The sequence below is a fragment of the Pseudomonas sp. Bc-h genome (assembly GCF_002080045.1).
GTDB lineage: Bacteria > Pseudomonadota > Gammaproteobacteria > Pseudomonadales > Pseudomonadaceae > Aquipseudomonas.
Window position 1 is genome coordinate 235,009 of record NZ_MUIN01000006.1, and the last position, 21,830, is coordinate 256,838.

At 59.8% G+C, this 21,830-nt stretch carries 16 protein-coding genes; 9 read left to right on the forward strand and 7 right to left on the reverse strand.

Features of this window, described 5'->3' with window-relative positions; genetic code table 11:
* The first annotated feature begins 55 nt into the window (after nt 1–55).
* The 5 genes from dsbC to BWR59_RS11660 all read left to right on the forward strand — a co-directional run bounded on the left by dsbC (nt 56) and on the right by BWR59_RS11660 (nt 8,825).
* Nucleotides 56–796 (forward strand): bifunctional protein-disulfide isomerase/oxidoreductase DsbC, encoded by a 741-nt coding sequence (gene dsbC, locus BWR59_RS11640; RefSeq protein ID WP_081565782.1) that lies wholly within the window; start codon nt 56–58, stop codon nt 794–796.
* A 75-nt stretch (nt 797–871) separates the two neighbouring features.
* Nucleotides 872–2,176: a homoserine dehydrogenase gene (locus tag BWR59_RS11645; protein WP_081565783.1), complete on the forward strand. Its 1,305-nt coding sequence runs from the start codon at nt 872–874 to the stop codon at nt 2,174–2,176.
* A gap of 148 nt (nt 2,177–2,324) precedes the next feature.
* On the forward strand, nt 2,325–3,734 hold the full coding sequence (gene thrC, locus BWR59_RS11650; protein ID WP_081565784.1) for a threonine synthase: 1,410 nt from the start codon (nt 2,325–2,327) through the stop codon (nt 3,732–3,734).
* Nucleotides 3,735–3,854: 120 nt separating this feature from the next.
* Entirely contained in the window at nt 3,855–7,481 is a 3,627-nt protein-coding gene (locus tag BWR59_RS11655) for a transporter substrate-binding domain-containing protein (protein ID WP_081566027.1), read from the forward strand.
* An 87-nt stretch (nt 7,482–7,568) separates the two neighbouring features.
* Nucleotides 7,569–8,825, forward strand: a complete 1,257-nt coding sequence (locus BWR59_RS11660; protein WP_081565785.1) for an EAL domain-containing response regulator — start codon at nt 7,569–7,571, stop codon at nt 8,823–8,825.
* Here the strand turns inward: BWR59_RS11660 and BWR59_RS11665 are convergent.
* Nucleotides 8,794–9,453, reverse strand: coding sequence for a response regulator transcription factor (locus BWR59_RS11665; protein WP_230981994.1), 660 nt, complete (start codon nt 9,451–9,453; stop codon nt 8,794–8,796). The two genes, BWR59_RS11660 and BWR59_RS11665, sit on opposite strands and share 32 nt — an antisense overlap.
* A gap of 476 nt (nt 9,454–9,929) precedes the next feature.
* On the opposite strand from BWR59_RS11665, the gene BWR59_RS11675 reads away from it, so the two are divergent.
* On the forward strand, nt 9,930–10,220 hold the full coding sequence (locus tag BWR59_RS11675) for a DUF3509 domain-containing protein (protein ID WP_081565787.1): 291 nt from the start codon (nt 9,930–9,932) through the stop codon (nt 10,218–10,220).
* A gap of 161 nt (nt 10,221–10,381) precedes the next feature.
* On the opposite strand, the gene BWR59_RS11680 is transcribed toward BWR59_RS11675, so the two are convergent.
* A complete protein-coding gene (locus tag BWR59_RS11680) occupies nt 10,382–11,275 on the reverse strand; it encodes a TIGR02285 family protein (protein WP_081565788.1) in 894 nt (297 codons plus the stop codon).
* Nucleotides 11,276–11,571: 296 nt separating this feature from the next.
* On the opposite strand from BWR59_RS11680, the gene BWR59_RS11685 reads away from it, so the two are divergent.
* The 3 genes from BWR59_RS11685 (at nt 11,572) to BWR59_RS11695 (ending at nt 15,103) form a co-directional block, all read left to right on the forward strand.
* Complete coding sequence (locus tag BWR59_RS11685; protein WP_081565789.1) at nt 11,572–12,114, forward strand: YaeQ family protein; 543 nt, start codon at nt 11,572–11,574, stop codon at nt 12,112–12,114.
* Nucleotides 12,115–12,178: 64 nt separating this feature from the next.
* Nucleotides 12,179–13,894, forward strand: a complete 1,716-nt coding sequence (gene recJ, locus BWR59_RS11690) for a single-stranded-DNA-specific exonuclease RecJ (RefSeq protein ID WP_081565790.1) — start codon at nt 12,179–12,181, stop codon at nt 13,892–13,894.
* Nucleotides 13,895–13,996: 102 nt separating this feature from the next.
* Nucleotides 13,997–15,103, forward strand: a complete 1,107-nt coding sequence (locus BWR59_RS11695) for an NADH:flavin oxidoreductase/NADH oxidase (protein ID WP_081565791.1) — start codon at nt 13,997–13,999, stop codon at nt 15,101–15,103.
* 257 nt (nt 15,104–15,360) lie between these two features.
* Here the strand turns inward: BWR59_RS11695 and BWR59_RS11700 are convergent, their stop codons facing one another.
* The 5 genes from BWR59_RS11700 to BWR59_RS11720 form a co-directional block, all read right to left on the reverse strand.
* Nucleotides 15,361–17,730 carry a PAS domain-containing sensor histidine kinase gene (locus tag BWR59_RS11700; protein WP_081566029.1) on the reverse strand — a complete coding sequence of 790 codons (2,370 nt, stop codon included), beginning with the start codon at nt 17,728–17,730 and terminating at the stop codon, nt 15,361–15,363.
* A 255-nt stretch (nt 17,731–17,985) separates the two neighbouring features.
* Nucleotides 17,986–18,321, reverse strand: coding sequence for a type II toxin-antitoxin system HicB family antitoxin (locus BWR59_RS11705; RefSeq protein ID WP_081565792.1), 336 nt, complete (start codon nt 18,319–18,321; stop codon nt 17,986–17,988).
* Complete coding sequence (locus BWR59_RS11710; RefSeq protein ID WP_081565793.1) at nt 18,318–18,572, reverse strand: type II toxin-antitoxin system HicA family toxin; 255 nt, start codon at nt 18,570–18,572, stop codon at nt 18,318–18,320. Before BWR59_RS11710 ends, BWR59_RS11705 begins: the two co-directional genes overlap by 4 nt.
* A gap of 105 nt (nt 18,573–18,677) precedes the next feature.
* A complete protein-coding gene (locus tag BWR59_RS11715; RefSeq protein WP_081565794.1) occupies nt 18,678–20,156 on the reverse strand; it encodes an amino acid permease in 1,479 nt (492 codons plus the stop codon).
* A gap of 239 nt (nt 20,157–20,395) precedes the next feature.
* Complete coding sequence (locus BWR59_RS11720; protein WP_081565795.1) at nt 20,396–21,820, reverse strand: gamma-aminobutyraldehyde dehydrogenase; 1,425 nt, start codon at nt 21,818–21,820, stop codon at nt 20,396–20,398.
* Between the last annotated feature and the right edge of the window lie 10 nt (nt 21,821–21,830).

Sequence of the window (21,830 nt, forward strand, 5' to 3'; positions counted from 1 at the left end):
GCCAGCGTCCGCCGTTTTCAATCCAGCCCGTCTGCCCACCGCTCGAGGAGTTTTCATGCGCGTGACTCGTATTATCGGTGCTGCCGTTGTAGCGCTGGCCAGCACTTTCAGCCTGTTCGCCCACGCCGACGAGGCGTCTGACAAGGCTATCCGCAAGACCCTTGAATCGCTGAACCTGGAGATTCCCGTCGAAAGCATTTCCAGCAGCCCGCTCAATGGCCTGTACGAAGTCAACCTGAAGGGCGGCCGCGTACTCTACGCCAGCGCCGACGGCCAGTTCGTGATGCAGGGCAATCTGTACCAGATCCAGGGCGGCAAACCGGTCAACCTGACCGAGAAGGTCGAGCGTCAGGCGATCTCCAAGACCATCAATGGTATCCCGACTGCAGAGATGGTCGTGTATCCGGCCGTTGGCGAGACCAAGTCCCACATTACCGTTTTCACCGACACCACTTGCCCGTACTGCCACAAACTGCACGGCGAAGTGCCTGAGCTGAACAAGCGCGGCATCGAAGTGCGTTATGTCGCGTTCCCGCGTCAGGGCCTGGGCTCGCCAGGTGACGAACAACTGCAGGCCGTGTGGTGCTCCAAGGATCGCCGCGGGGCGATGGACCGCATGGTCGATGGCAAGAATATTCAGGCGCCAAAATGCGATAACCCGGTCACCAGACAGTTCGAGATCGGTCAGTCCATCGGTGTGAACGGCACACCGGCCATCGTTCTGGCAGACGGTCAGGTGATTCCGGGCTACCAGCCGGCACCGCAAGTCGCCAAACTGGCACTCAGCGCCAAGTAATCAACAGCGAGCCGCAATTCACTGCGGTTGTTTTCACGGCCGGCCTCGCGTCGGCCGTTTTATGGGGAGTTCATAGTGAAACCGGTCAAAGTAGGCATCTGTGGGCTGGGTACTGTCGGTGGCGGTACCTTCAATGTGCTAAAGCGTAATGCCGAAGAAATTGCCCGCCGTGCCGGGCGTGGAATCGAAGTCGCGCAAATTGCCGTGCGTACGCCAAACCCCAATTGCCAGATTACCGGTACCCCGACCACGACCGACGTTTTCGACGTGGCGACCAACCCTGAAATCGAGATCGTCATCGAGTTGATCGGTGGCTACACCATCGCCCGCGAGCTGGTGCTCAAGGCCATCGAGAACGGCAAGCACGTCGTCACCGCCAACAAGGCGCTGATCGCTGTTCACGGTAACGAAATCTTCGCCAAGGCCCGTGAGAAGGGCGTGATCGTCGCATTCGAAGCCGCAGTCGCTGGCGGCATCCCGGTGATCAAGGCGATCCGTGAGGGCTTGTCGGCCAACCGCATCAACTGGGTCGCCGGCATCATCAACGGTACCGGCAACTTCATCCTGACCGAAATGCGCGAGAAGGGCCGTACCTTCCCGGACGTTCTGGCCGAAGCCCAGGCGCTGGGTTATGCCGAAGCCGATCCGACCTTCGACGTCGAAGGCATCGACGCAGCCCACAAGCTGACCATCCTTGCCTCGATTGCGTTCGGAATTCCACTGCAGTTCGACAAGGCCTACACCGAAGGCATCACCAAGCTGACCACCGCTGACGTGAATTACGCCGAAGCACTGGGCTATCGCATCAAGCATCTGGGCGTCGCTCGCAGCACGCCATCGGGCATCGAGTTGCGTGTGCACCCGACCCTGATCCCGGCCGATCGCCTGATCGCCAACGTCAACGGTGTGATGAACGCTGTGATGGTCAATGGTGACGCTGCTGGCTCGACCCTGTTCTACGGCGCCGGTGCTGGCATGGAGCCAACCGCTTCGTCCGTCGTCGCCGATCTGGTCGACGTGGTGCGTGCCCTGACCACCGACCCGGAGAACCGTGTGCCGCACCTGGCCTTCCAGCCGGATTCGTTGTCGGCCCACCCGATCCTGCCGATCGAAGCCTGTGAAAGCGCCTACTACCTGCGCATTCAGGCCAAGGATCACCCGGGTGTTCTGGCCCAAGTCGCCAGCATCCTGTCCGAGCGCGGCATCAACATCGAATCGATCATGCAGAAAGAAGTCGAAGAGCAGGACGGTCTGGTGCCGATGATCCTGCTGACCCATCGCGTGGTCGAGCAACGCATGAATGATGCCATCCAGGCTCTGGAAGCGTTGCAGGACGTGGCTGGCCCGGTTGTTCGCATCCGCGTTGAGCACCTTAACTAAATTGAGGCAGCGGCAAGCTTCAAGCTACAAGCCGCTCGCAAAATCACACAGCAGCGAGCTTCACGCGGCGGGCGTCAGGTAAAGGTGGGTTAGCTTTACCGGTAGCTTGCAGACTGAGGCTTGCAGCTCAAACCGAAGGTTTGAAGACATGCGCTATATCAGTACCCGTGGCCAGGCACCGGCCCTGAATTTCGAAGACGTGCTGCTTGCAGGCCTCGCCAGCGATGGCGGCTTGTACGTGCCTGAAAACCTGCCACGTTTCACTCAGGAAGAGATCGCTTCCTGGGCAGGTCTGCCATACCACGAACTCGCATTCCGCGTGATGCGTCCGTTCGTTACCGGCAGCATTCCGGACGCCGATTTCAAGAAGATCCTTGAAGAAACCTATGGTGTGTTCGCCCACAGCGCAGTGGCGCCGCTGCGCCAGCTCAATGGCAATGAATGGGTGATGGAGCTGTTTCACGGCCCGACCCTGGCCTTCAAGGATTTCGCTCTGCAACTGCTGGGTCGGTTGCTGGATTACGTGCTGGAAAAACGCGGTGAGCGCGTGGTCATCATCGGTGCGACTTCTGGTGATACCGGCTCGGCTGCGATTGAAGGTTGCCGCCGTTGCGACAACGTCGACATCTTTATCCTGCACCCGAACAATCGTGTATCGGATGTTCAGCGCCGCCAGATGACAACTATCTTCGGCGACAACATCCACAACATCGCCATCGAAGGCAACTTCGATGATTGCCAGGAAATGGTCAAGAATAGCTTCGCTGACCAGAGCTTCCTCAAAGGCACGCGACTGGTAGCGGTCAACTCGATCAACTGGGCGCGAATCATGGCCCAGATCGTCTACTACTTCCACGCGGCCCTGCAATTGGGCGGTCCTGCACGCTCGGTGGCGTTCTCGGTACCAACGGGCAACTTCGGTGACATCTTCGCCGGCTACCTGGCTCGCAACATGGGCCTGCCGATCAGCCAACTGATCGTCGCCACCAACCGCAACGACATCCTGCACCGCTTCATGAGCGGCAATCAGTACGTCAAGGAAACCCTGCACGCGACCTTGTCGCCCTCCATGGACATTATGGTTTCGTCGAACTTCGAACGTCTGCTGTTCGACATGCACGGTCGCAACGGTTCCGCCATCGCGGCGTTGATGGACAGCTTCAAGCAGGGCGGTGGTTTCAGCGTCGAAGAGGACCGCTGGACCGAAACCCGCAAATTGTTCGATTCGCTCGCGGTGAGCGATGAGCAGACCTGCGAAACCATCGCTGAAGTGTTCGCCAGCACCGGCGAGCTGCTGGATCCGCACACTGCCATCGGTGTGAAGGCCGCCCGTGATTGCCGTCGCAGCCTCGATACGCCGATGGTCATTCTGGGCACTGCGCATCCGGTCAAATTCCCGGAAGCTGTGCAAAAAGCTGGTGTAGGAAAAGCGCTTGAGCTGCCTGCACATTTGTCTGATTTGTTTGAGCGTGACGAGCGCTGCACCGTTCTGCCAAATGACCTCAAAGCCATGCAGGCCTTTGTCAGCCAGCATGGCAACCGTGGCAAACCGCTGTAACGGTCTCGCCGTGTAACAACTTCAGGCCCGCTCTCCAGCGGGCCTTCTTGTTTTTGCGTGCCACACTTGCGAGGTATTTTGAATTTCGCGGATAACTCAGTGGCCGTAATACCAATGACCATGCACGCTCAACGCGTACGCATCCAGACCAGAATTCTTCGATATGCGCTGTGTGCAGCACTGCTGCTGGTGTGTATCTGGAGCCGACCAGGCGAGGCAGCCGAGTCACTGCCGTTCGCCTTGAGCGCTCCGTTTCTCAGCCAGCAGCCGCTGGCACTCGATACGGCCGATCGTCAGTGGCTGGATGAGCACAAGGTGCTGCGGGTGGGCATTGCGATAGCCGATTACGAACCCATCGACATCACCAGCGACCGCAATCGCTACCAGGGGCTGAGCGCCGACTATCTGAGCCTGATCAGTGCCAAACTCGGGATTCCCGTGAGGGTCTCAGGCTTCGCCAAGCGTGAGCAGGGCGTGGCGGCCCTTCTAGCGGGTGAGATTGATCTTCTGACCAGTGCCAATGGCTATGAGCGTGGCGTGAAGGGGCTGGCGTTCACTCGTGACTACCTGCCGGATCGGGGCGTGGTGGTGGGGCGCGGTAACGATTTGAGTCTCTCGGCATCGCTGACAGGCAAGCGCGTTGCCTTGCTGGATGGCTACGCCGATGCCGATACTTTGCACCGCGTATACCCCGACAGTGACATCGTTCTGGCGCCCACGCTGTTCAGCGCGATGGAGGCGCTCGCGCAAGGCGATGTCGACGTGTTTATCGGCAACGAAGTCATTGTACGTTCCTACATCGCGCTGAAACCTTTTCTAGGGCTGCAGATCAAGTTCGACAGCCTTTTGCCCCCAACAGGATTTTCGTTCGGCCTGCGCAAGGATGATTCAAGGCTGATGTCATTGTTCAATCGGTCACTGGCGAGTCTCGACGAGTCCACGGAGCGGGAAATTCTGGGACGCTGGACCGTTGGGTTGGGCGCCGATGTGGCCAGCCAGCGTATTCACCTCAGCGCGGCCGAGCAGCAGTGGATTCGCAAGCACTCCCGCGTCATCGTGGCCTCCACTCAGCAACCCCCCTATATCTTCAAAGACTCCAGCGAGCGCTGGATCGGTTTGAACATCGACGTGCTCAACCGTATTTCGCGTATGACGGGGCTCAAGTTCGTGCATCAGGTCATGCCTTCCACCCAGGCAGCGTTGGAGGCTCTGGCCGCAGGCTCGGCAGACATGAACACCACGCTTGCGGAGACCCCTGAGCGCAGGGCGTTGCTGGACTTCACCTACGCCTTCGGGGGAAATAGCTGGGTGTTCGTGGTCCGCTCGGATCACTCAACGCAGATCAGCCTGGCACAGATGGCGGGCAAGACGCTCGCATTACCTGCCCGACACGCGCTTCAGGAGTTCATCCAGGCCAACCACCCCGATATTCAGCTGCGCCTGGTACCGACCTACGATGATGCCCGCCAACTTGTTGAAACTGGTCAGGCCTACGCGACCATTCAGAATGAGGCGGGGGCCTGGCTGTACCCGCCGGGGCGGTTGAAAGTGGGGCGCAGCGTCGAGGGCAGATGGTCCCCGGATCGTTTTTCGGTGATCAAGACCGAGCCCGAGCTATTGAGCATTCTGAACAAGGCGCTCGATGAGTTTCCGGTCGCCGAGATGCGCGCCATCCGGATGAAGTGGCTGGGGGCGGTTATTTCTCAACCGTCATTGTGGCAGCGCATTCCCAACTGGGTTTTCTGGGCGCTGGCCGTGGCGTTGCTGCTGGGACTGGTGTCCCTCACCTGGAGCAGCCGGCTCAAGTTTCAGATCCGCCAACGCTTGCGCGCCGAAGAGAAACTGAACGATCAGCTGGCTTTCCAGCGCGCGTTGCTCGACGGTATTCCCAACCCGATCTACGTTCGCGACCTCAACGGCAGGCTGATTTCCTGCAATCGCAGTTATGAAGAGAGTTTTGGCATCAGCTACGAGCAGATGAACGGTCGGCGTCTGATTGACGTGGATCTGATTCCCCGCCCCAGTGCCGAACAGATGCACGCCGACTACATGACCTTGCTGGAAACCGAAGAGCCGGTGTTTGCCGACCGCAGCATGGTGCTCAACGGTCAGCACATTGATGCCTGGCAATGGACCGTACCGTTTTATCGCTCGGACGGTCAGTTGCAGGGACTGTTGGGCGGCTGGATCGACATCACCGAACGCAAGCGGCTCGAACGTGAATTGACGGTTGCCCAACAGCGGGCCGACCAGGCAAACAGGGCCAAGAGCACCTTTCTCGCCAACATGAGCCACGACATTCGAACGCCCATGGGCGCGATCATCGGGCTGCTTGAGCTGGAGCGCGAACGGGCCCGCCAGCGCGGTGAAGAACCGTCCGAAGGTCTGGAAGTCGCTCACCGGGCCGCTCGGGAGTTAGTGGAACTGATTGGTGAGGGGCTGGATCTGGCAAAAATCGAGTCCGGCAAGCTGCAGCTGTCCACCGTGGCAACCCCGATAAGACCCTTCGTTGAGGATGTCCATCGGCTGTTTCTGGCGCGGGCGCAGGAAAAAGGCCTGTTATTGACCCTCGAAATCGCCCCTGAGGTCGAGCAGGCGTACTGGATTGACCCGCTGCGGCTGCGGCAAATCCTGCATAACCTGATCGGCAATGCGCTCAAGTTCACCTCTGAAGGTTCGGTGTCGATCAAGGCCACGGGGCGGCATGCCGGTTCTGCCCAGACCGGATTGCGCATCGAGATCGCCGATACAGGAATCGGGATCAGCGCCGAGCAGCAAGCGCGTCTGTTTCAGCCGTTCAGTCAGGGAGACGAGCAGGTTACGGGCGAATATGGCAGCAGCGGTCTGGGCTTGAGTATCTGCAAACAACTGGTGGATCTGATGGGGGGCGAGGTTACGCTGGTCAGTGCCGAAGGGCAGGGAACTCGTATTGAAATCGAGCTGCCGTTGATCGCCGCTGAGAACGTTGACGAGTCTCCTCAGCCGCCTGATCGATTGCCGAGCGCCGAACGGCGTCTGCGTATTCTGGTAGCCGACGATCTGTCCGCCAACCGCCTGGTGCTTGTGGGGCAACTGGAACTGCTCGGGCATGAAGTCATTGCCGTCGATGGCGGCGAAGCGGCGTTGAGAGCGTGGCGCGATGGGCATTTTGATGCACTGATTACCGACTGCAACATGCCCGGAATGGACGGCTACGCGCTGACGCGAACCCTTCGCGCCATCGAAGAGCAAGAGCAGCGTCACCCCACCCCTGTGATCGGGTGCACCGCCAACGCCATGGAGGAGGAGCGGGTTCGCTGTGAAGCGGCCGGCATGGATGCGCTGCTGGTCAAGCCGGTTTCACTGCTACAGCTGGCCGACAAACTGGATGAGGTGGTACTGCCTGTTGATGCGGTGCAGGGACCCTTCGATATTCATGCTCTGCATCGCATGACGCAGGCCAATGAAGTGCAGATCCAGCGCATGCTTGCCGAACTGTGGAAGAACCTGCGCCAGGAACGGGAAGCTCTTGGGCCTGCGATCACCGAGCGCAACTGGAAGGCGCTGGGCGCCAGCGTTCATCGACTTAAAGGCGTGGCGTGTCTGATCGACGCCTTACCTCTGGCCAAGGCGTGTGCGCAATTGAGTGGCGACGTTCATGAGCAGGACGTAGCCAGAGTCGATGAATCGTGGCGCGAGCTGGATAACGCAATTGATGAACTGGTCGAGGACATTGAGGAGCATTTGACCGAGCTGCCTGCACTTTAGGACGTGTCCTATGGGGTGCAGTTTGCAAGATCTTTAGAGTGCAGATTCCGTAGCCGAAACAGGCTTCGTTTGCAGAGGGTCCCGCTCGTGCGTTCGCTCAAGGTTCTGATACTCGAAGACAATCCTTTCCAGATGATGGCGCTGCATCAGATGCTCAACGCCAATCAGGTGTTCGACGTTCTCACGGCGGACAACGTCGAGGCGGCGATGGGGTCGCTCGATCGTCGAGGTCCGGTCGACGTCGCCATTTGTGACCTGCAAATGGACGGTCGCGACGGCCTGTCGCTGATCGGACACCTGGCAGCCACCGGCCTTGCCCGATCCGTGATTATCCTCAGCAGCGCTGAACAGTCGGTGCTCGACGGTGCTGCACAACTGGCGCGCCAGCAGGGCATTGATGTGCTGGGTGTCATGCGCAAGCCCGCGTCGGTTGCCGCTATTGGTGCATTGCTGAGCAAATGGCTGCGGATCAAATCCGGAACGGCAGATGAGCCTGAGCCGTCGAGTGATGCCGATCCGAAAAAACTCGCGCCTCTCGACGCCGATCGGGATTACTCCTCCCAGTGGATCGCGCATTTTCAGCCCAAGGTCGGGCTGGATGGCGAACTGGCTGGCGTGGAGTTGCTGGCCCGATGGGAACATCCAGAGCATGGTTTGCTGATGCCGGGCCGCTTTTTGCCTCTGGTGGAGCAAGCCGGGCAAATGGCAGCACTGACCTGGCACATGCTAGAGATGGCACTCAACCTGTCTTATCAACAGCTGGTGTCGCGCGGGCGTGCACTACCGGTGGCGGTGAACATCCCGCCCGTGATGCTCGATGAACCTGATTTCGTGCCGCGTTTGTTGGTCTTGCTTGAGCGTTTTCCCGTGCGACCACAAATGCTGACCCTGGAAGTGGTCGAGCAATCGGCGCGGCAGATGGCCGTTGTGCAGTTCGAAAACCTGCTGAGGCTGCGTATGGCAGGCTGCCGGTTATCCGTCGATGATTTCGGTACTGGCGCGTCGAACATTCAGAGGCTGCTTGAGCTGCCTTTCAGCGAGTTGAAAATACCGGCGGAATTCGTGCGCGGCCTCGCCGACGACAGACGCAAAACCGCTGTGGTAGGCGGGGCGTTGTTCATGGCGCAGAAAATGGCGCTGGATGTGGTGGTCGAAGGCGTTGAAACCATCGACGACTTCGAGGCCTTGCAGATGTTGGGAAGTCCGGTAATTCAGGGCTATTTCATTGCCAGGCCCATGGCCGAAGCGGACTTGTTGAAGTGGCTTCACACGCTGGAGCATTACCCTGAGCGTGTATTGCCCCTGGAGTCGATCAGACCAGACCATGCTCCTGCAGGTATATGAACAGCGCAGCGTCATTCGCCAGGCCAAGTTTGCGCATGGCGCTGACTTTTTGGGCGCTGACCGTCTGCTTGCTGCGATTGAGTTGTGCCGCGATGGCGCCGACCGAAATTCCCGTGGCGAACAGGCGGATGACTTCCAGCTCGCGCGGTGAGAGGTCCTGCAGGGCGACCAGTGTGTCCGAGCCATAATCGGCTGCTTCTCGCAGGCTTTGTTGCACCGAGTCGGCAATGAACGGTTTGCCGCGACTGACGCTGTCGATGGCCGCGGGCAATTCGTTGGCCATGCTGGCTTTGCTCAGCAAACCCTGAATGTCCAGCGCCAGCATCGAGCGAAACAGCCCGGCGTTGTTGAGCATGGTCACGACAATGATCGGCAACGTCGGATGCTCCCGACGAATACGCTCCAGCAGGCGCAGCCCGTCGTTCTGATCTTCCACCGGCATCATGAAATCCGTGATCAGCAGATCGCACGGGTGCTCTCGCAGTTTTTCCAGCAGTTCGTCCGGGGCCCTCGCCTCGGCAATCACCTGCGCGCGATGGCCTTGCTCGATTACAACTTTCAGGCCGATGAGGAAAATCGGATGGTCATCGGCCAGGATCACGCGCATCGGCTTGTTGTCGGCTGGCATTTCGCCGCTCCTTCAAATGAGTTTCGGACGCGTCCTAAATACCTTGATACGGCGCTGGCCCAGACTCACGGCCAATCGTCTTGAAACTGGAGTCAGCGATGCAGACTTGCAAGGAACACAGAGGTTGTCGGGAACAACACGGCGCTTCTACAGCGCTGAGTACCGCTAATGTGGCGCGGATCACGCCTTGCCGCTATTCGGTTCGTCAGGCCATTGATCTCTACCGAGAGATCCAGAGCGACGAGGAAACCGACTCGTACGCTGCGATTGTAACGGCCCTCGGATAAGGCGAAAGCTCAACTGCGGCGCTTAATAGTGGAGAATTCTATCTGTCACATTCAGCAGGCATGCTCCAGTGATCAGGCTGCGGCAACCACCCGGCTACGGTAAACGCTTGAAGTGAAAAAGAACTTTCCGCTTCTGCCGGTGGTCATTGATAAGCACCTTTGCATTCAAACTGTTGAGTGGTGATCCAGATGGAAAATATCAGCTTTCTGCTAAGCGAAGCACTGGCACCTTATCAGGCAAGCCTGGGGGCTGCCGGTGTTAATGGTGAGCGTCTGGTGACGCTGAGAAATGCAGCCGGTGCGATCGTGATCGAACGTGTCTATTCCGCTGCCCAGTTGTGCGACAAACGCCAGCTGACCGACGTCGTCGACGGCCTTCATCGTGACCTGATGGTCGCTGAAGGTCGCATCGAGCCTTGCGTCATCGCGGCAATGCGTAATGCGTCACAAGTCGATACCGTCGGTCGGGCATTTGTCTGAGCCCTGGGGAACCTTATCGGTTGAGTAGGCTCCTATCCATTACGGCAGGTGCAGGCATTGTGCTCCGGTGTTTTTGTTGCCTGCCGTACGGGTCCAAGAAGGACCACGGTTGACCCCGAGTAGTCTCCCCGCTACTCGGGGTTTCTTTTTGCCTGTCGCTTTCAGTTTTCCGGCTCATCGAAAAACGTCTGCGCGTCTCGCAGGTATTCTTCTTTCTTGACCATCCACTGCGCATAGAAGCCAATCAGTTTGGTGGTGCGCAGCACGCGCATTTCCCGGTTGATGATTTCCATGGCTGCGCGTCCCTTGTCGTTCTTCGAGCAGCCGATGTGGGCGAATTGATATTTCGGCGCATCCTTGACCGCAAAGAATTCAAGTTCTGCCAGCGGGATGCCTTGCTGTTGCGCGTGATAGCGCGCTTCGGGCCAGTAACTGATGATGGCCTGGAAACGATCCATGCGTTCCATCTGCAACATGCTGCCCACGGCGGCGTTGCCGTAATGCAGGATCAGGCTGTCCTGCTGGACGGCCCCGCGGATGATTTTGTCGATCACCGGCCCATAACTGCGCTCGGCGACGATGCCGACCTTTACGGTGTTACTGGCTAGCAGGGCCGCCAGATCCAGATGACCATCTGCAGTCAGAAACGGTGCGAACTGCTCATGGTTGCTGCGCTCGATGGTGATGCCATTGCCCGGTGTCGCGTAAGTGGGAATGGAAAACAGGATGGTCTTGTCCCGTTCCGGGGTCCACAGCAGTGTCGGATCGCAGGCGAATACGTCGGGGTCTTGCAGCATTTGTGTGCCGCGAGCGCGGTTGACGTGCATGATCTGGTGATTGTATTCGGGCATCCGCGCGATCAGTTCAGGCATCAGCTTGTCGATGGCACCCTGGCCGGTTTGCGGGCCTGTGAAGATCGTCAGTGGCGGAAAATCACGCAAGACCCAGGTCAGGGTTTCCTTGGCTTGCGCAGTGCCGGGGGCCGCGCTGAATATCGATGTGACAAGCAGCACAAAAAGCCCGGCCTTGCCGGAAAGCGGGTAACGATTGACCATCCGTCGATGTAAATCCCGAAAAAACTGACTGGGGCGCAAGCCCGCACAACCACGACCACTGTGGCCTGAATTCGCAACGGGCCGCTCTGTGTACTTCATGCTAGAGGGTCTCGCAGTAACATATCGGCGTTGTGGATCATTTGTTTAACACTCGTTACCCACGGATGAGTAAAGCACCGGGGCGAAAGTCCGGCGTATTCATTTTCATGGGTCGGCCGATCAATCATCGGCTTCGGTCGTTCAAAGGTCCGGCTTCGGTTAGACTTGGCGCCTTTCCTGTCTTTAGAAGCCCGTTCATGGCCCAGCCGTCCACGACCTACAAATTCGAACTGAACCTCACCGACCTCGATCGCGGGGTTTACGAAAACGTCAAACAAACCATCGCCCGTCATCCTTCGGAGACCGAAGAGCGCATGACCGTGCGTCTGCTGGCCTACGCGTTCTGGTACAGCGAGCAGTTGTCGTTCGGCCGTGGCCTGTCCGATGTGGACGAGCCGGCCCTGTGGGAAAAGAGTCTGGATGATCGGGTGCTGCACTGGATCGAGGTCGGCCAGCCGGACGCTGACCGTCTGACCTGGTGCTCGCGTCGCACCGAGCGCACCAGTCTGCTGGCTTACGGCAGCCTGCGTGTGTGGGAGGGCAAGGTCGTGCCGGCGATCAAGAACCTGAAGAATGTGAACATTGCCGCCGTGCCTCAGGAAGTACTGGAGACGCTGGCCAAGGACATGCCACGGGTGATCAAGTGGGACGTGATGATCAGCGAAGGCACGATCTTCATCACCGACGATCGCGGCCAGCACGAAGTGCAATTGCAGTGGCTGGCAGGCGAGCGCGGCTGATCGCCGGGTTCTTTCCTTCCGACACCTTTACCTGCTCCAACCGAAGAACATCAGCGGAACCCGCATGCGCATCGAACCACGCCAGTTGCCCGACACCCTGCCTTTTCTCGGCGATCTGCCGCCCTTGCTGACCCGTTTGTACGCCGCTCGCGGTGTGGTGTCGCAAGATGAGCTGGACAAGGGGCTGGCGCGGTTGATTCCCTATCAACAACTCAAGGGTATCGACGCGGCGGTGGACCTGCTGGTGACGGCTTTGCAGCAACGCCAGCGCATCCTGATCGTTGGCGATTTCGATGCCGACGGTGCGACGGCCAGTACAGTCGGCGTGCTCGGTTTGCGTCTTCTGGGTGCCGCCCACGTCGATTATCTGGTGCCGAACCGGTTCGAGTACGGCTACGGCCTGACCCCGGAAATCGTCCAGGTCGCCCTTGAGCGTCAGCCTGAGCTGTTGATGACCGTGGATAACGGCATTTCCAGCGTAGAGGGCGTCGCCGCTGCCAAGGCCGCTGGCTTGCAGGTGCTGGTCACCGACCACCATTTGCCCGGCCACGAGTTGCCCGCCGCCGACGCTATCGTCAATCCCAATCAGCCTGGCTGTACGTTCCCGAGCAAGGCATTGGCCGGAGTGGGCGTGATGTTCTACGTCCTGATGGCCCTGCGCGCGCGTTTGCGTGACATCGGCTGGTTCGAGGCCAATGGCCGTGCCCAGCCGAACCTCGGCGAGTTGCTCGATCTGGTGGCCTTGGGCAGCGTGGCAGACGTCGTGCCGCTGGACGCCAACAACCGCATCCTCGTGCACCAGGGCCTGATGCGTATCCGGGCCGGTCGTGCGCGGCCGGGCCTGCGGGCGATTCTGGAAGTCGCACGTCGTGAACCTTCGCGCATCACCTCCACCGATCTGGGTTTCATCCTGGGTCCTCGCCTGAACGCGGCGGGTCGTCTGGACGACATGAGCCTGGGTATCGAATGCCTGCTCTGCGACGACGAAACGCTGGCGCGGGAAATGGCCGTGCAGCTTGATGAGCTCAATCAGGACCGCAAATCCATCGAGCAGGGGATGCAGCGTGAAGCACTCGCCCAGCTCAAGGATTTGCCGGTTGAATCGATGCCGTTCGGCCTTTGCTTGTTCGAAGCCGAATGGCACCAGGGGGTAATCGGCATCCTCGCTTCACGGCTGAAAGAACGCTATCACCGCCCGACCATCGCCTTTGCCAGTGCGGGAGAAGGTGTGTTGAAAGGCTCGGCGCGTTCCGTTCCGGGTTTTCACATTCGCGATGCGCTGGATGCCGTGGCAGCCAGGCATCCTGAGTTGATCAGCAAGTTCGGCGGCCACGCCATGGCGGCGGGGCTTTCGTTGCCGCAAGCGAATTTCCCCGCGTTCGCCGAAGCCTTCGATGACGAAGTGCGCCGGCAGCTCAAGGAAGAGGATTTGACCGGTCGTCTGCTGTCGGACGGCACGCTGGCGGTCGAGGAGTTTCACCTGGAGCTGGCACGCGCGCTGCGCAACGCCGGGCCCTGGGGCCAGCATTTTCCGGAGCCACTGTTTCATGGCGTGTTCCAGTTGGTGGAGCAGCGTATCGTCGGCGAGCGGCATCTGAAGATGGTGCTCAAGACCGAATGCGGCACCGTCAAGCTCGATGGCATCGCGTTCAGCATCGATCGCGACGTCTGGCCCAATCCGGGCATTCGCTGGGTCGAGCTGGCGTACAAGCTGGATCTGAACGAGTTTCGTGGCAATGAAACCGTGCAGTTGATGGTGGCGCATATTTCACCGCGCTGACCGGCCCGATGCATGGCAGCAGGAACTGTCACTTCTCATGGGTTGTCGACTAGGCTCAAGGTTCAGAACAAAGGAACCTTCACGTCGACTTCAGAGGTGACCATGAGCCTGCTGCTTGAACCTTACACCCTTCGCCAATTGACCTTTCTCAACCGCATCGCGGTATCCCCGATGTGTCAGTACTGCTGCGTCGACGGTCTGGCCAATGACTGGCATCTGGTCCACCTGGGCAGCCGGGCCGTGGGCGGTGCCGGGCTGATTTTCACCGAAGCGGCGGCTGTGACTCAGGACGGCCGCATCACCCCGGAAGACCTCGGCATCTGGAACGACGAGCAGATCGAGCCGCTGCAACGCATTACCCGATTCATCACCGCTCAGGGTGCGATAGCCGGGATTCAACTGGCCCACGCCGGTCGCAAGGCCAGCACCTGGCGCCCATGGCTGGGCAAGCACGGCAGCATCAAGCCGGACGACGGCGGCTGGATTCCGTGGGGCCCTTCGAAGATCGCCTTTGACCCGCAGCACACGCCGCCGACACCGCTGGAAGAAGCTCAGATTCAGAAGGTCATCCAGGCCTTCGTCGATGCGGCCAAACGCGCGCTGACGGCGGGTTTCAAGGTAGTGGAAATCCACGCCGCCCATGGTTATCTGCTGCATCAGTTTCTGTCGCCACTGAGCAACCAGCGCCGTGACCAATACGGCGGCTCGTTCGAAAACCGCATTCGTCTGACACTTGAGGTGACCGAGGCTGTGCGCGCTGTGTGGCCTGAAGAGCTGCCGCTGTTCGTGCGCGTTTCGGCGACTGACTGGGTGGAAGATGGCTGGAATCCTGATGAAACGGTCGAGCTGGCCAAACGCTTGAAGGCACTGGGTGTGGACCTGATCGATGTGTCGTCCGGCGGGACTGCGGCCAATGCCGAAATTCCGGTCGGGCCGGGTTATCAGACTGAGTTCGCCGGCCGCGTGCGTAGTGAGTCCGGAATCGCCACCGGGACGGTGGGCATGATCACCGAGCCGTTCCAGGCCGACACCATTCTGCGCACCGGTCAGGCCGACCTTATCTTGCTGGCGCGCGAGCTGCTGCGTGATCCGTACTGGCCACTGCACGCCGATGATGATCTGGGCGGACGCAAGGCGGTATGGCCAGCGCAGTATCAACGGGCAACCCATCGGGATCAGCCGATTCATGAGTCGGACTTACGGGATTAAGAGCGCTCGTCACGATCGCTGTTTTGCCCCAAGCTTGGGAGGCGGCGTGCTGGCGGATGCGGTGAATCAATCATCATTTTGATGACTGATCTGTGCCTTCGCGAGCAAGCTTCCTCCCACAGGTTTTGTGCCAGGCATGTTGCGCCGTCGGGGTAAACGCAGCTGCAATCCCACCGGACGAGATTCTGGCCGAAGGCCGGGGGAGGGAGCTTGCTCGCGAAAATGCCAGCGCAGGCAATGCGACATCCTGCGCGAACTCACCCCTCCAACAACCCCTTGACCCGCTCACTAAGCGCCGGAATCGAAAACGGCTTGGTCAGCACGTGCATGCCCGGGGCCAGCCGGCCATTGCCCAGTGCCGCGTTTTCCGCGTAACCGGTGACGAACAGCACCTTGAGATCCGGTCGCAGCGAGCGGGCGGCGTCGGCCAGTTGTCGGCCGTTCATGCCCCCCGGTAGCCCAACATCCGAGACCAGCAAATCAATGGTTTGCCGCGTCTGCAGAATCTGCAAAGCCACCGCGCCGGTATCGGCTTCCAGCACGCGATAGCCTTGATCGCTCAGCACTTCTGCCATCAGCGCACGCACGGACGGTTCGTCATCGACGACCAGCACCGTCTCGCCTCCGGCCACATGAGCAAGCGGCTCATGTTGGCTCGGCTCGTCGGTCGATGGCGCGACGGTCTCCGTGAAGGCGGGCAGATAAATGCAAACCTGCGAGCCTCGTCCGGGGGTGGAATGGATGTGTACGCCGCCGCCCGACTGGCGAGCAAACCCGTAAATCATCGACAGGCCCAGGCCGGTCCCCATGCCGATGGGTTTGGTCGTGAAGAATGGATCGAAGGCACGCTTGACCACCTCGCTGGTCATACCGCTACCGTTGTCGCTGACGCACAGCGCCACGTATTGCCCAGCGGGGAGTTCGAGCTCTCGAGCTTCATCCAGCTCGAGATCCCTGTTGCTGCTCTCGATCAACAATTGCCCGCCATCGGGCATCGCATCCCGGGCATTGAGGCAGAGATTGAGCAGCGAGTTTTCGAGTTGATGCGGGTCGACCAGCGTCGGCCACAACTCTCGGGTGGCGATCACATCCATGGCAATCGACGGACCGACCGTGCGGCGGATCAGCTCGGCCATACCTTCAACGAGTCGGTCGACATCGGTGGGCTTTGGATCGAGGGTTTGCCTGCGTGAAAATGCCAGCAGGCGGTGGGTCAACGCGGCGGCCCTGCGCAGACCTTCGAGCGAGGCGTTGATATAGCGCCCCAGGTCTTCAGTGCGACCTTTGGCGACACGATTCTTCAGCAATTCGATGTTGCCGCTGACCCCCATCAGCAGATTGTTGAAGTCATGCGCCAGGCCGCCGGTGAGCTGCCCGACCGCTTCCATTTTCTGCGCCTGACGCAGCGCTTCCTCTGCCGTACGCAGCGCTTCGGAACGCTCCTTTTCAGCGGTCATGTGCTTGCCGAGGGCGAAGATCACGCCGTTGTCGGATGCGGCTGTCCAGCCGATCCAGCGGTAGCTGCCGTCCTTGTGGCGATAGCGGTTTTCGAACAGCGGGAGCGTGTCGTCGAGGGCCTGGCCCAGGGCGGCTTCGGTGGCCTTGAGGTCATCGGGATGGGCCAGGTCCATCACATGCTTGCCGATCAGGTCGGCGGGCTGATAGCCCAGCACGGCTGACCACGCCGGGTTGATCTGCAGAAAGATCCCGTTGAAATCCACCATCGTCAACAAATCGGGAGATATGTCCCAGAGGCAGTTCAGCTCGGCGGTCTTGGTCGCCAGTTCCTCGGCCTGCTGCTTCTCGCTGGTGATGTCCCGGGCGCTGCAATACATCTTGCCGCCTTCCGGAACCGCGACCCAGGACAGCCAGCGATAGCTGCCATCCTTGCGTCGGTAACGGTTTTCCAGGTTCAGGACCGGATGATTTTTTGCCAGCGCAGCCAACGCGTGTTGGCTACGGGAGACGTCATCAGGGTGAAGCAGGTCGGCAAAGGCAAATCCTGACAGCTCCTCATCCGACCAGCCAAGCGCCAGTCGCCAGGCCGGGTTGGTCGTTTCGAAGTGCAGATCCGCGCTCATCACCGACAACAGGTCCGGGCTTACCTGCCACGTCAGGCCGCGTTCGTGAGCACGCTCGATCACCTGCCGTTCGAGGTCAGCGATCAGATCCAGCCGACGCTGTTCGCTGGCCTTCAACGCGCGCTGGTCGAGCACACGTCGCGTGGTCTCGTTGGTCACGCAGAACATGCCCACCACTTCATTGTGCTCATCGATCATCGGCGAGAACGTGAATGACCACCAGGTACGCTCGATTTCGCCGTAGCGCGCCATTGTCAGCGGCAGGTCTTCGCACTCGTAGGGGATGCCGCGCAATGCGTTCTCGGCGTAGGGCTGGACTTGGTCCCACACGTCCGACCACAGCTCCTGCATGCGCGCGCCCATGGCTTTCTCTATGCGTGGGCCGAGAATCGGGGCATAGGCATCGTTGTGAAAAAACAGCAGATCCGGGCCCCAGATCAGGTACATCGACTCAGGAGAATTGAGGATCAGGTTCAGATGAATCTTCAGCGCCGCTGGCCATTGCTCCATTGGCCCCAGCGTCGACGTGCTCCAGTCGATTCCCATGATGGCGCGACCTGCCTCACTGTCACCTGCGGGAAAGCGCGGATATCTGGTCAACGGGACAGCTCCAGTCAGAGGGAAACAGTGTACGGAGCCGGAAAGGAAATCCTCACCCTTAATATCCAAATGAAGGGTTATCAAATCGTCTTGTAAGATTATGCCAATTCATACGAATAGCAAAACCCCTCTGCGATTTCGAAGCCGCGTCAAATGGATTGACCATCGAAATGCGCAGGGGTTGCGTGGTGATATCAAATTCTAATCAGCTTGTGCGGCATGGCAGATCAGGTCGCTGACCCACTGGTTGATGCTCTTGTGAGCAAGTTCGGCTTTGCAGGCGATTGACGCGTGCAGGGCAGGCTCCAAGCGCAGGCTCAATTTCCCTGAATAGGTTTTCTGTGGCTCACGACCGAGACGAGAGCAGGTCTGGAGGTAGTCGTCGACAGCCTCCTCGAATGCTGCACGCAGTTCTTTGACTGATTCACCGTGAAAGCCGATGACATCGCGTATCCCCGCGACATGGCCGACGAAGAGACTGTCTTCGTCGCTGTAATTGATGCGGGCTGAATAGCCCTTGTAATGCATGATGTTCATGGGGTAACTCCTGCTTGCTGGAGGAATGCCCGCGCATCGCGAACCTGATATGGCTTGGCCTCCTTCTCTGGGTGCGGGCGGTGGAATGTTGCCACCACACCATTGAGTTCAAACCGAACTCGAGACCCGTTTCCCTCAATAGTCCTGGCACCCAGCGCGAGGAATATCGATTCAATTCGGCTCCATTCCAGACTGGTAGGTACTTGCCTGGAATAGATCATTTTTAAGGTGCTGTGTTGTCGGCTGTTCATGGTATCAAAATATGATACCGCGCGATCATAGCCAACGGGCGGGCTGTAGGAAAGAGAGACTGGTGCGTGCTCCAACTTCTGAATCTTCCACAGCCCGACGTCAGGCTACATCCCCGTCTTCCACGCATCCCCAGCCGGCGCAGTGCCGTGGTCGTACGGTTTGCCGATCCACATGTACACCAGCCCCAGGCCGATAACGATCACGGTGGTCAGGACCATCGAGTAGTTGATGTACCAGGCGGCGTGGGGTGTGCGTGGCCAAGCCATGTTGATGATGGCCAGCACGCCGTAGACCAGCGCGCCGATGTTCACCGGCCAGCCCCATTTACCCAGGCTGAACTGGCCGCTCGGGATCCATCCCTTGGTGCGTGCGAACAGGGCTGCGAGGACGATCATCTGGAAGGCGAGGTAAATGCCGATGGCGGCGAAGCTGACGATGGTGGCGACGGCGTCTTGCAGCACGAAACCCAGACAGATGATGATCGCGGGCAATACGCCGGACACGAACAGCGCGGCGACCGGGACCTGGGTGTTGGGCGAGATGCGTTTGAGCAGGTCGCTGCCAACGATCATTTCGTCTCGTGCATAGGCGTACAGCAGACGGCTGGCGGCGGCTTGCAGGCTGATGACGCAGGAGATGAACGAGACCATCACGATGCCCATCACCACTTTGGAACCGGTCACGCCGAACGCCATGCTCAGGATGGTGGTGACCGGGTCCTTGTCCGTGCCGTTGATCACGGCGTTCATGTCCGGTACGGCGAGGATCAGCGCCAGGCAGGCGAACATTGCCGCAGCGCCACCGATCCAGATGGTCATGCGCATGGCACGGGGAATCTGCTTGCTCGGGTTCGGCGTCTCTTCGGCAACGTCACCGCAGGCCTCGAAGCCGTAATACAGGAACATCCCCGCCAGCGACGCGGTGAGGAAAGCGGGCAGGTAAGAGCCGTCAATGCGAATATCGAAGGTGTTGAAGAACACGCTCAGCGGCTGATGACGTTCGAAGATCAGCAGATAACCGCCGACCAGTACCGCGCCGATCAGCTCGCAGAGAAAGCCGAACATGGCGATGCGCGACAGCACTTTGGTGCCGCTCAGGTTGACGATAGTGGCGAACAGCGTCAGCACCAGCGCGATGACGATATTGGTGTTGGCGCTAGGGTCAAAGCCCAGCATGGCCGCCAGATATGGACCGGCGCCGACCGCGACGGCGGCGATGGTTACACACAGGGCGATGGAATAGACCCAGCCGACCATCCACGCCCAGCGTTTGCCCACCAGACGGCGCGCCCATGGATAGACGCCACCGGAAATCGGGAACTGCGAGACCACCTCACCGAATATCAGGCACACCAGCATCTGCCCGATGCCGACCAGCAAATATGCCCAGAACATCGGCGGGCCGCCAGCGGCCAGGCACAGGCCGAACAGGGTGTAAACGCCTACCACGGGCGAGAGGTAGGTGAAGCCCAGGGCGAAGTTTTCCCACAGGCTCATGCTGCGGTTGAAGTTGGAGGTGTAGCCCAGCTTTCTCAGTTGTTCGGCGTCGCTGTCGGCGGCCGGTGGAACGGGGATGCTGCTCATGGATGTTTCTCCAGGAAATCGGCAGATTTCGGATGGCCGAGCCCGTGGCTGTGCAGCGGAGCACAACCCGGTCGGTGGTTATTGTTTTAAAAGCAGTTGCGGGTGAAAGCTTTGTTGAGTTGGCTGATCGTTACCACGCTCTGCGTGGTAACGCCTCCCAGGACGCTCCGCGTCCACGGTGTGACGCAGAGCGTCACCGGCTGCATTCCCACGCGGGCGTAGGAACGATCAGGTTCAGATCAGTGCTTGAACATCACATGCCGAACAGTGGTGTAATCCTCCAGCCCGTACATGGACATGTCCTTGCCGTAGCCGGACAACTTCTGCCCGCCGTGGGGCATTTCGCTGACCAGCATGAAGTGCGTGTTCACCCAGGTGCAGCCGTATTGCAGGCGTGCAGACATGCGATGAGCGCGGCCCACGTCATGAGTCCAGACCGACGAGGCCAGGCCGTAATCCGAGTCGTTGGCCCAACCCAAGACCTGCGCTTCATCTTCGAATTGAGTCACCGACACCACTGGCCCGAACACCTCGCGACGGACGATTTCGTCATCCTGTTGCGCGTCGGCAATCACTGTTGGCTGGAAGAAGAAACCATTGCCTTCGATGGCCTTGCCACCCGTGATCAGACGAATGTGCGACTGGGCAACGGCGCGTTCGACGAAGCCCGTCACGCGGTCGCGATGTTGCGCGGTGATCAATGGCCCCAGCTCGGTTTCAGGATCGTCCTGCTGCCCGACCTTGATGCTGCTCACCGCTTCGCCAAGCTTCTGCACGAACTTCTCGTAGATACCTTTCTGCGCATAGATACGACATGCGGCGGTGCAGTCTTGGCCGGCGTTGTAGAAGCCGAAGGTGCGAATGCCTTCGACGGCGGCGTCGATGTCGGCGTCGTCGAAGATGATCACCGGCGCCTTGCCGCCCAGCTCCATATGCATGCGTTTAACGCTGTCGGCGGTGCTGGAAATGATGTGCGAACCAGTCGCGATGGAGCCGGTCAGCGAGACCATGCGCACCTTGGGATGAGTCACCAGCGGATTGCCGACCGTCTGGCCGCGACCGAACACCAGGTTCAGTACGCCGGCGGGGAAGATATCGTTGGCCAGTTCAACCAGACGCAGCGCGGTCAGTGGCGTTTGCTCAGAAGGCTTGAGCACCACGGTGTTGCCTGCGGCCAGCGCCGGGGCGATCTTCCAGGCGACCATCATCAATGGGTAGTTCCACGGCGCAATCGAGGCGATCACGCCTACCGGATCGCGACGAATCATTGAGGTGTGGCCTGGCAGATATTCACCGGCGGCCGAGCCGCTCATGCAGCGGCTGGCCCCCGCGAAGAAACGGAACACGTCGGCAATCGCCGGAAGCTCGTCGTTCAACGCTGCGTGGTAAGGCTTGCCGCAGTTGTCCGATTCAAGTTTCGCCAGTTCTTCGGCGTTTTCATCGATGGCGTCGGCCAGTTTCAACAGCAGCAGCGAACGGTCTTTCGGCGCGGTCTGCGACCAGCTTTCAAAGGCGGCATCGGCGGCGCGCACGGCAGTGTCGACCTGCGCCTCGGTGGCCTCGGCGATTTCTACCAGCACCCGGCCCAATGCAGGGTTGAACACAGGCTGCGCGGGACCTTCACCGGCGACCAGTTGGCCGTTGATCAGCAGTTTGGTTTGCATTGTTGTTGTC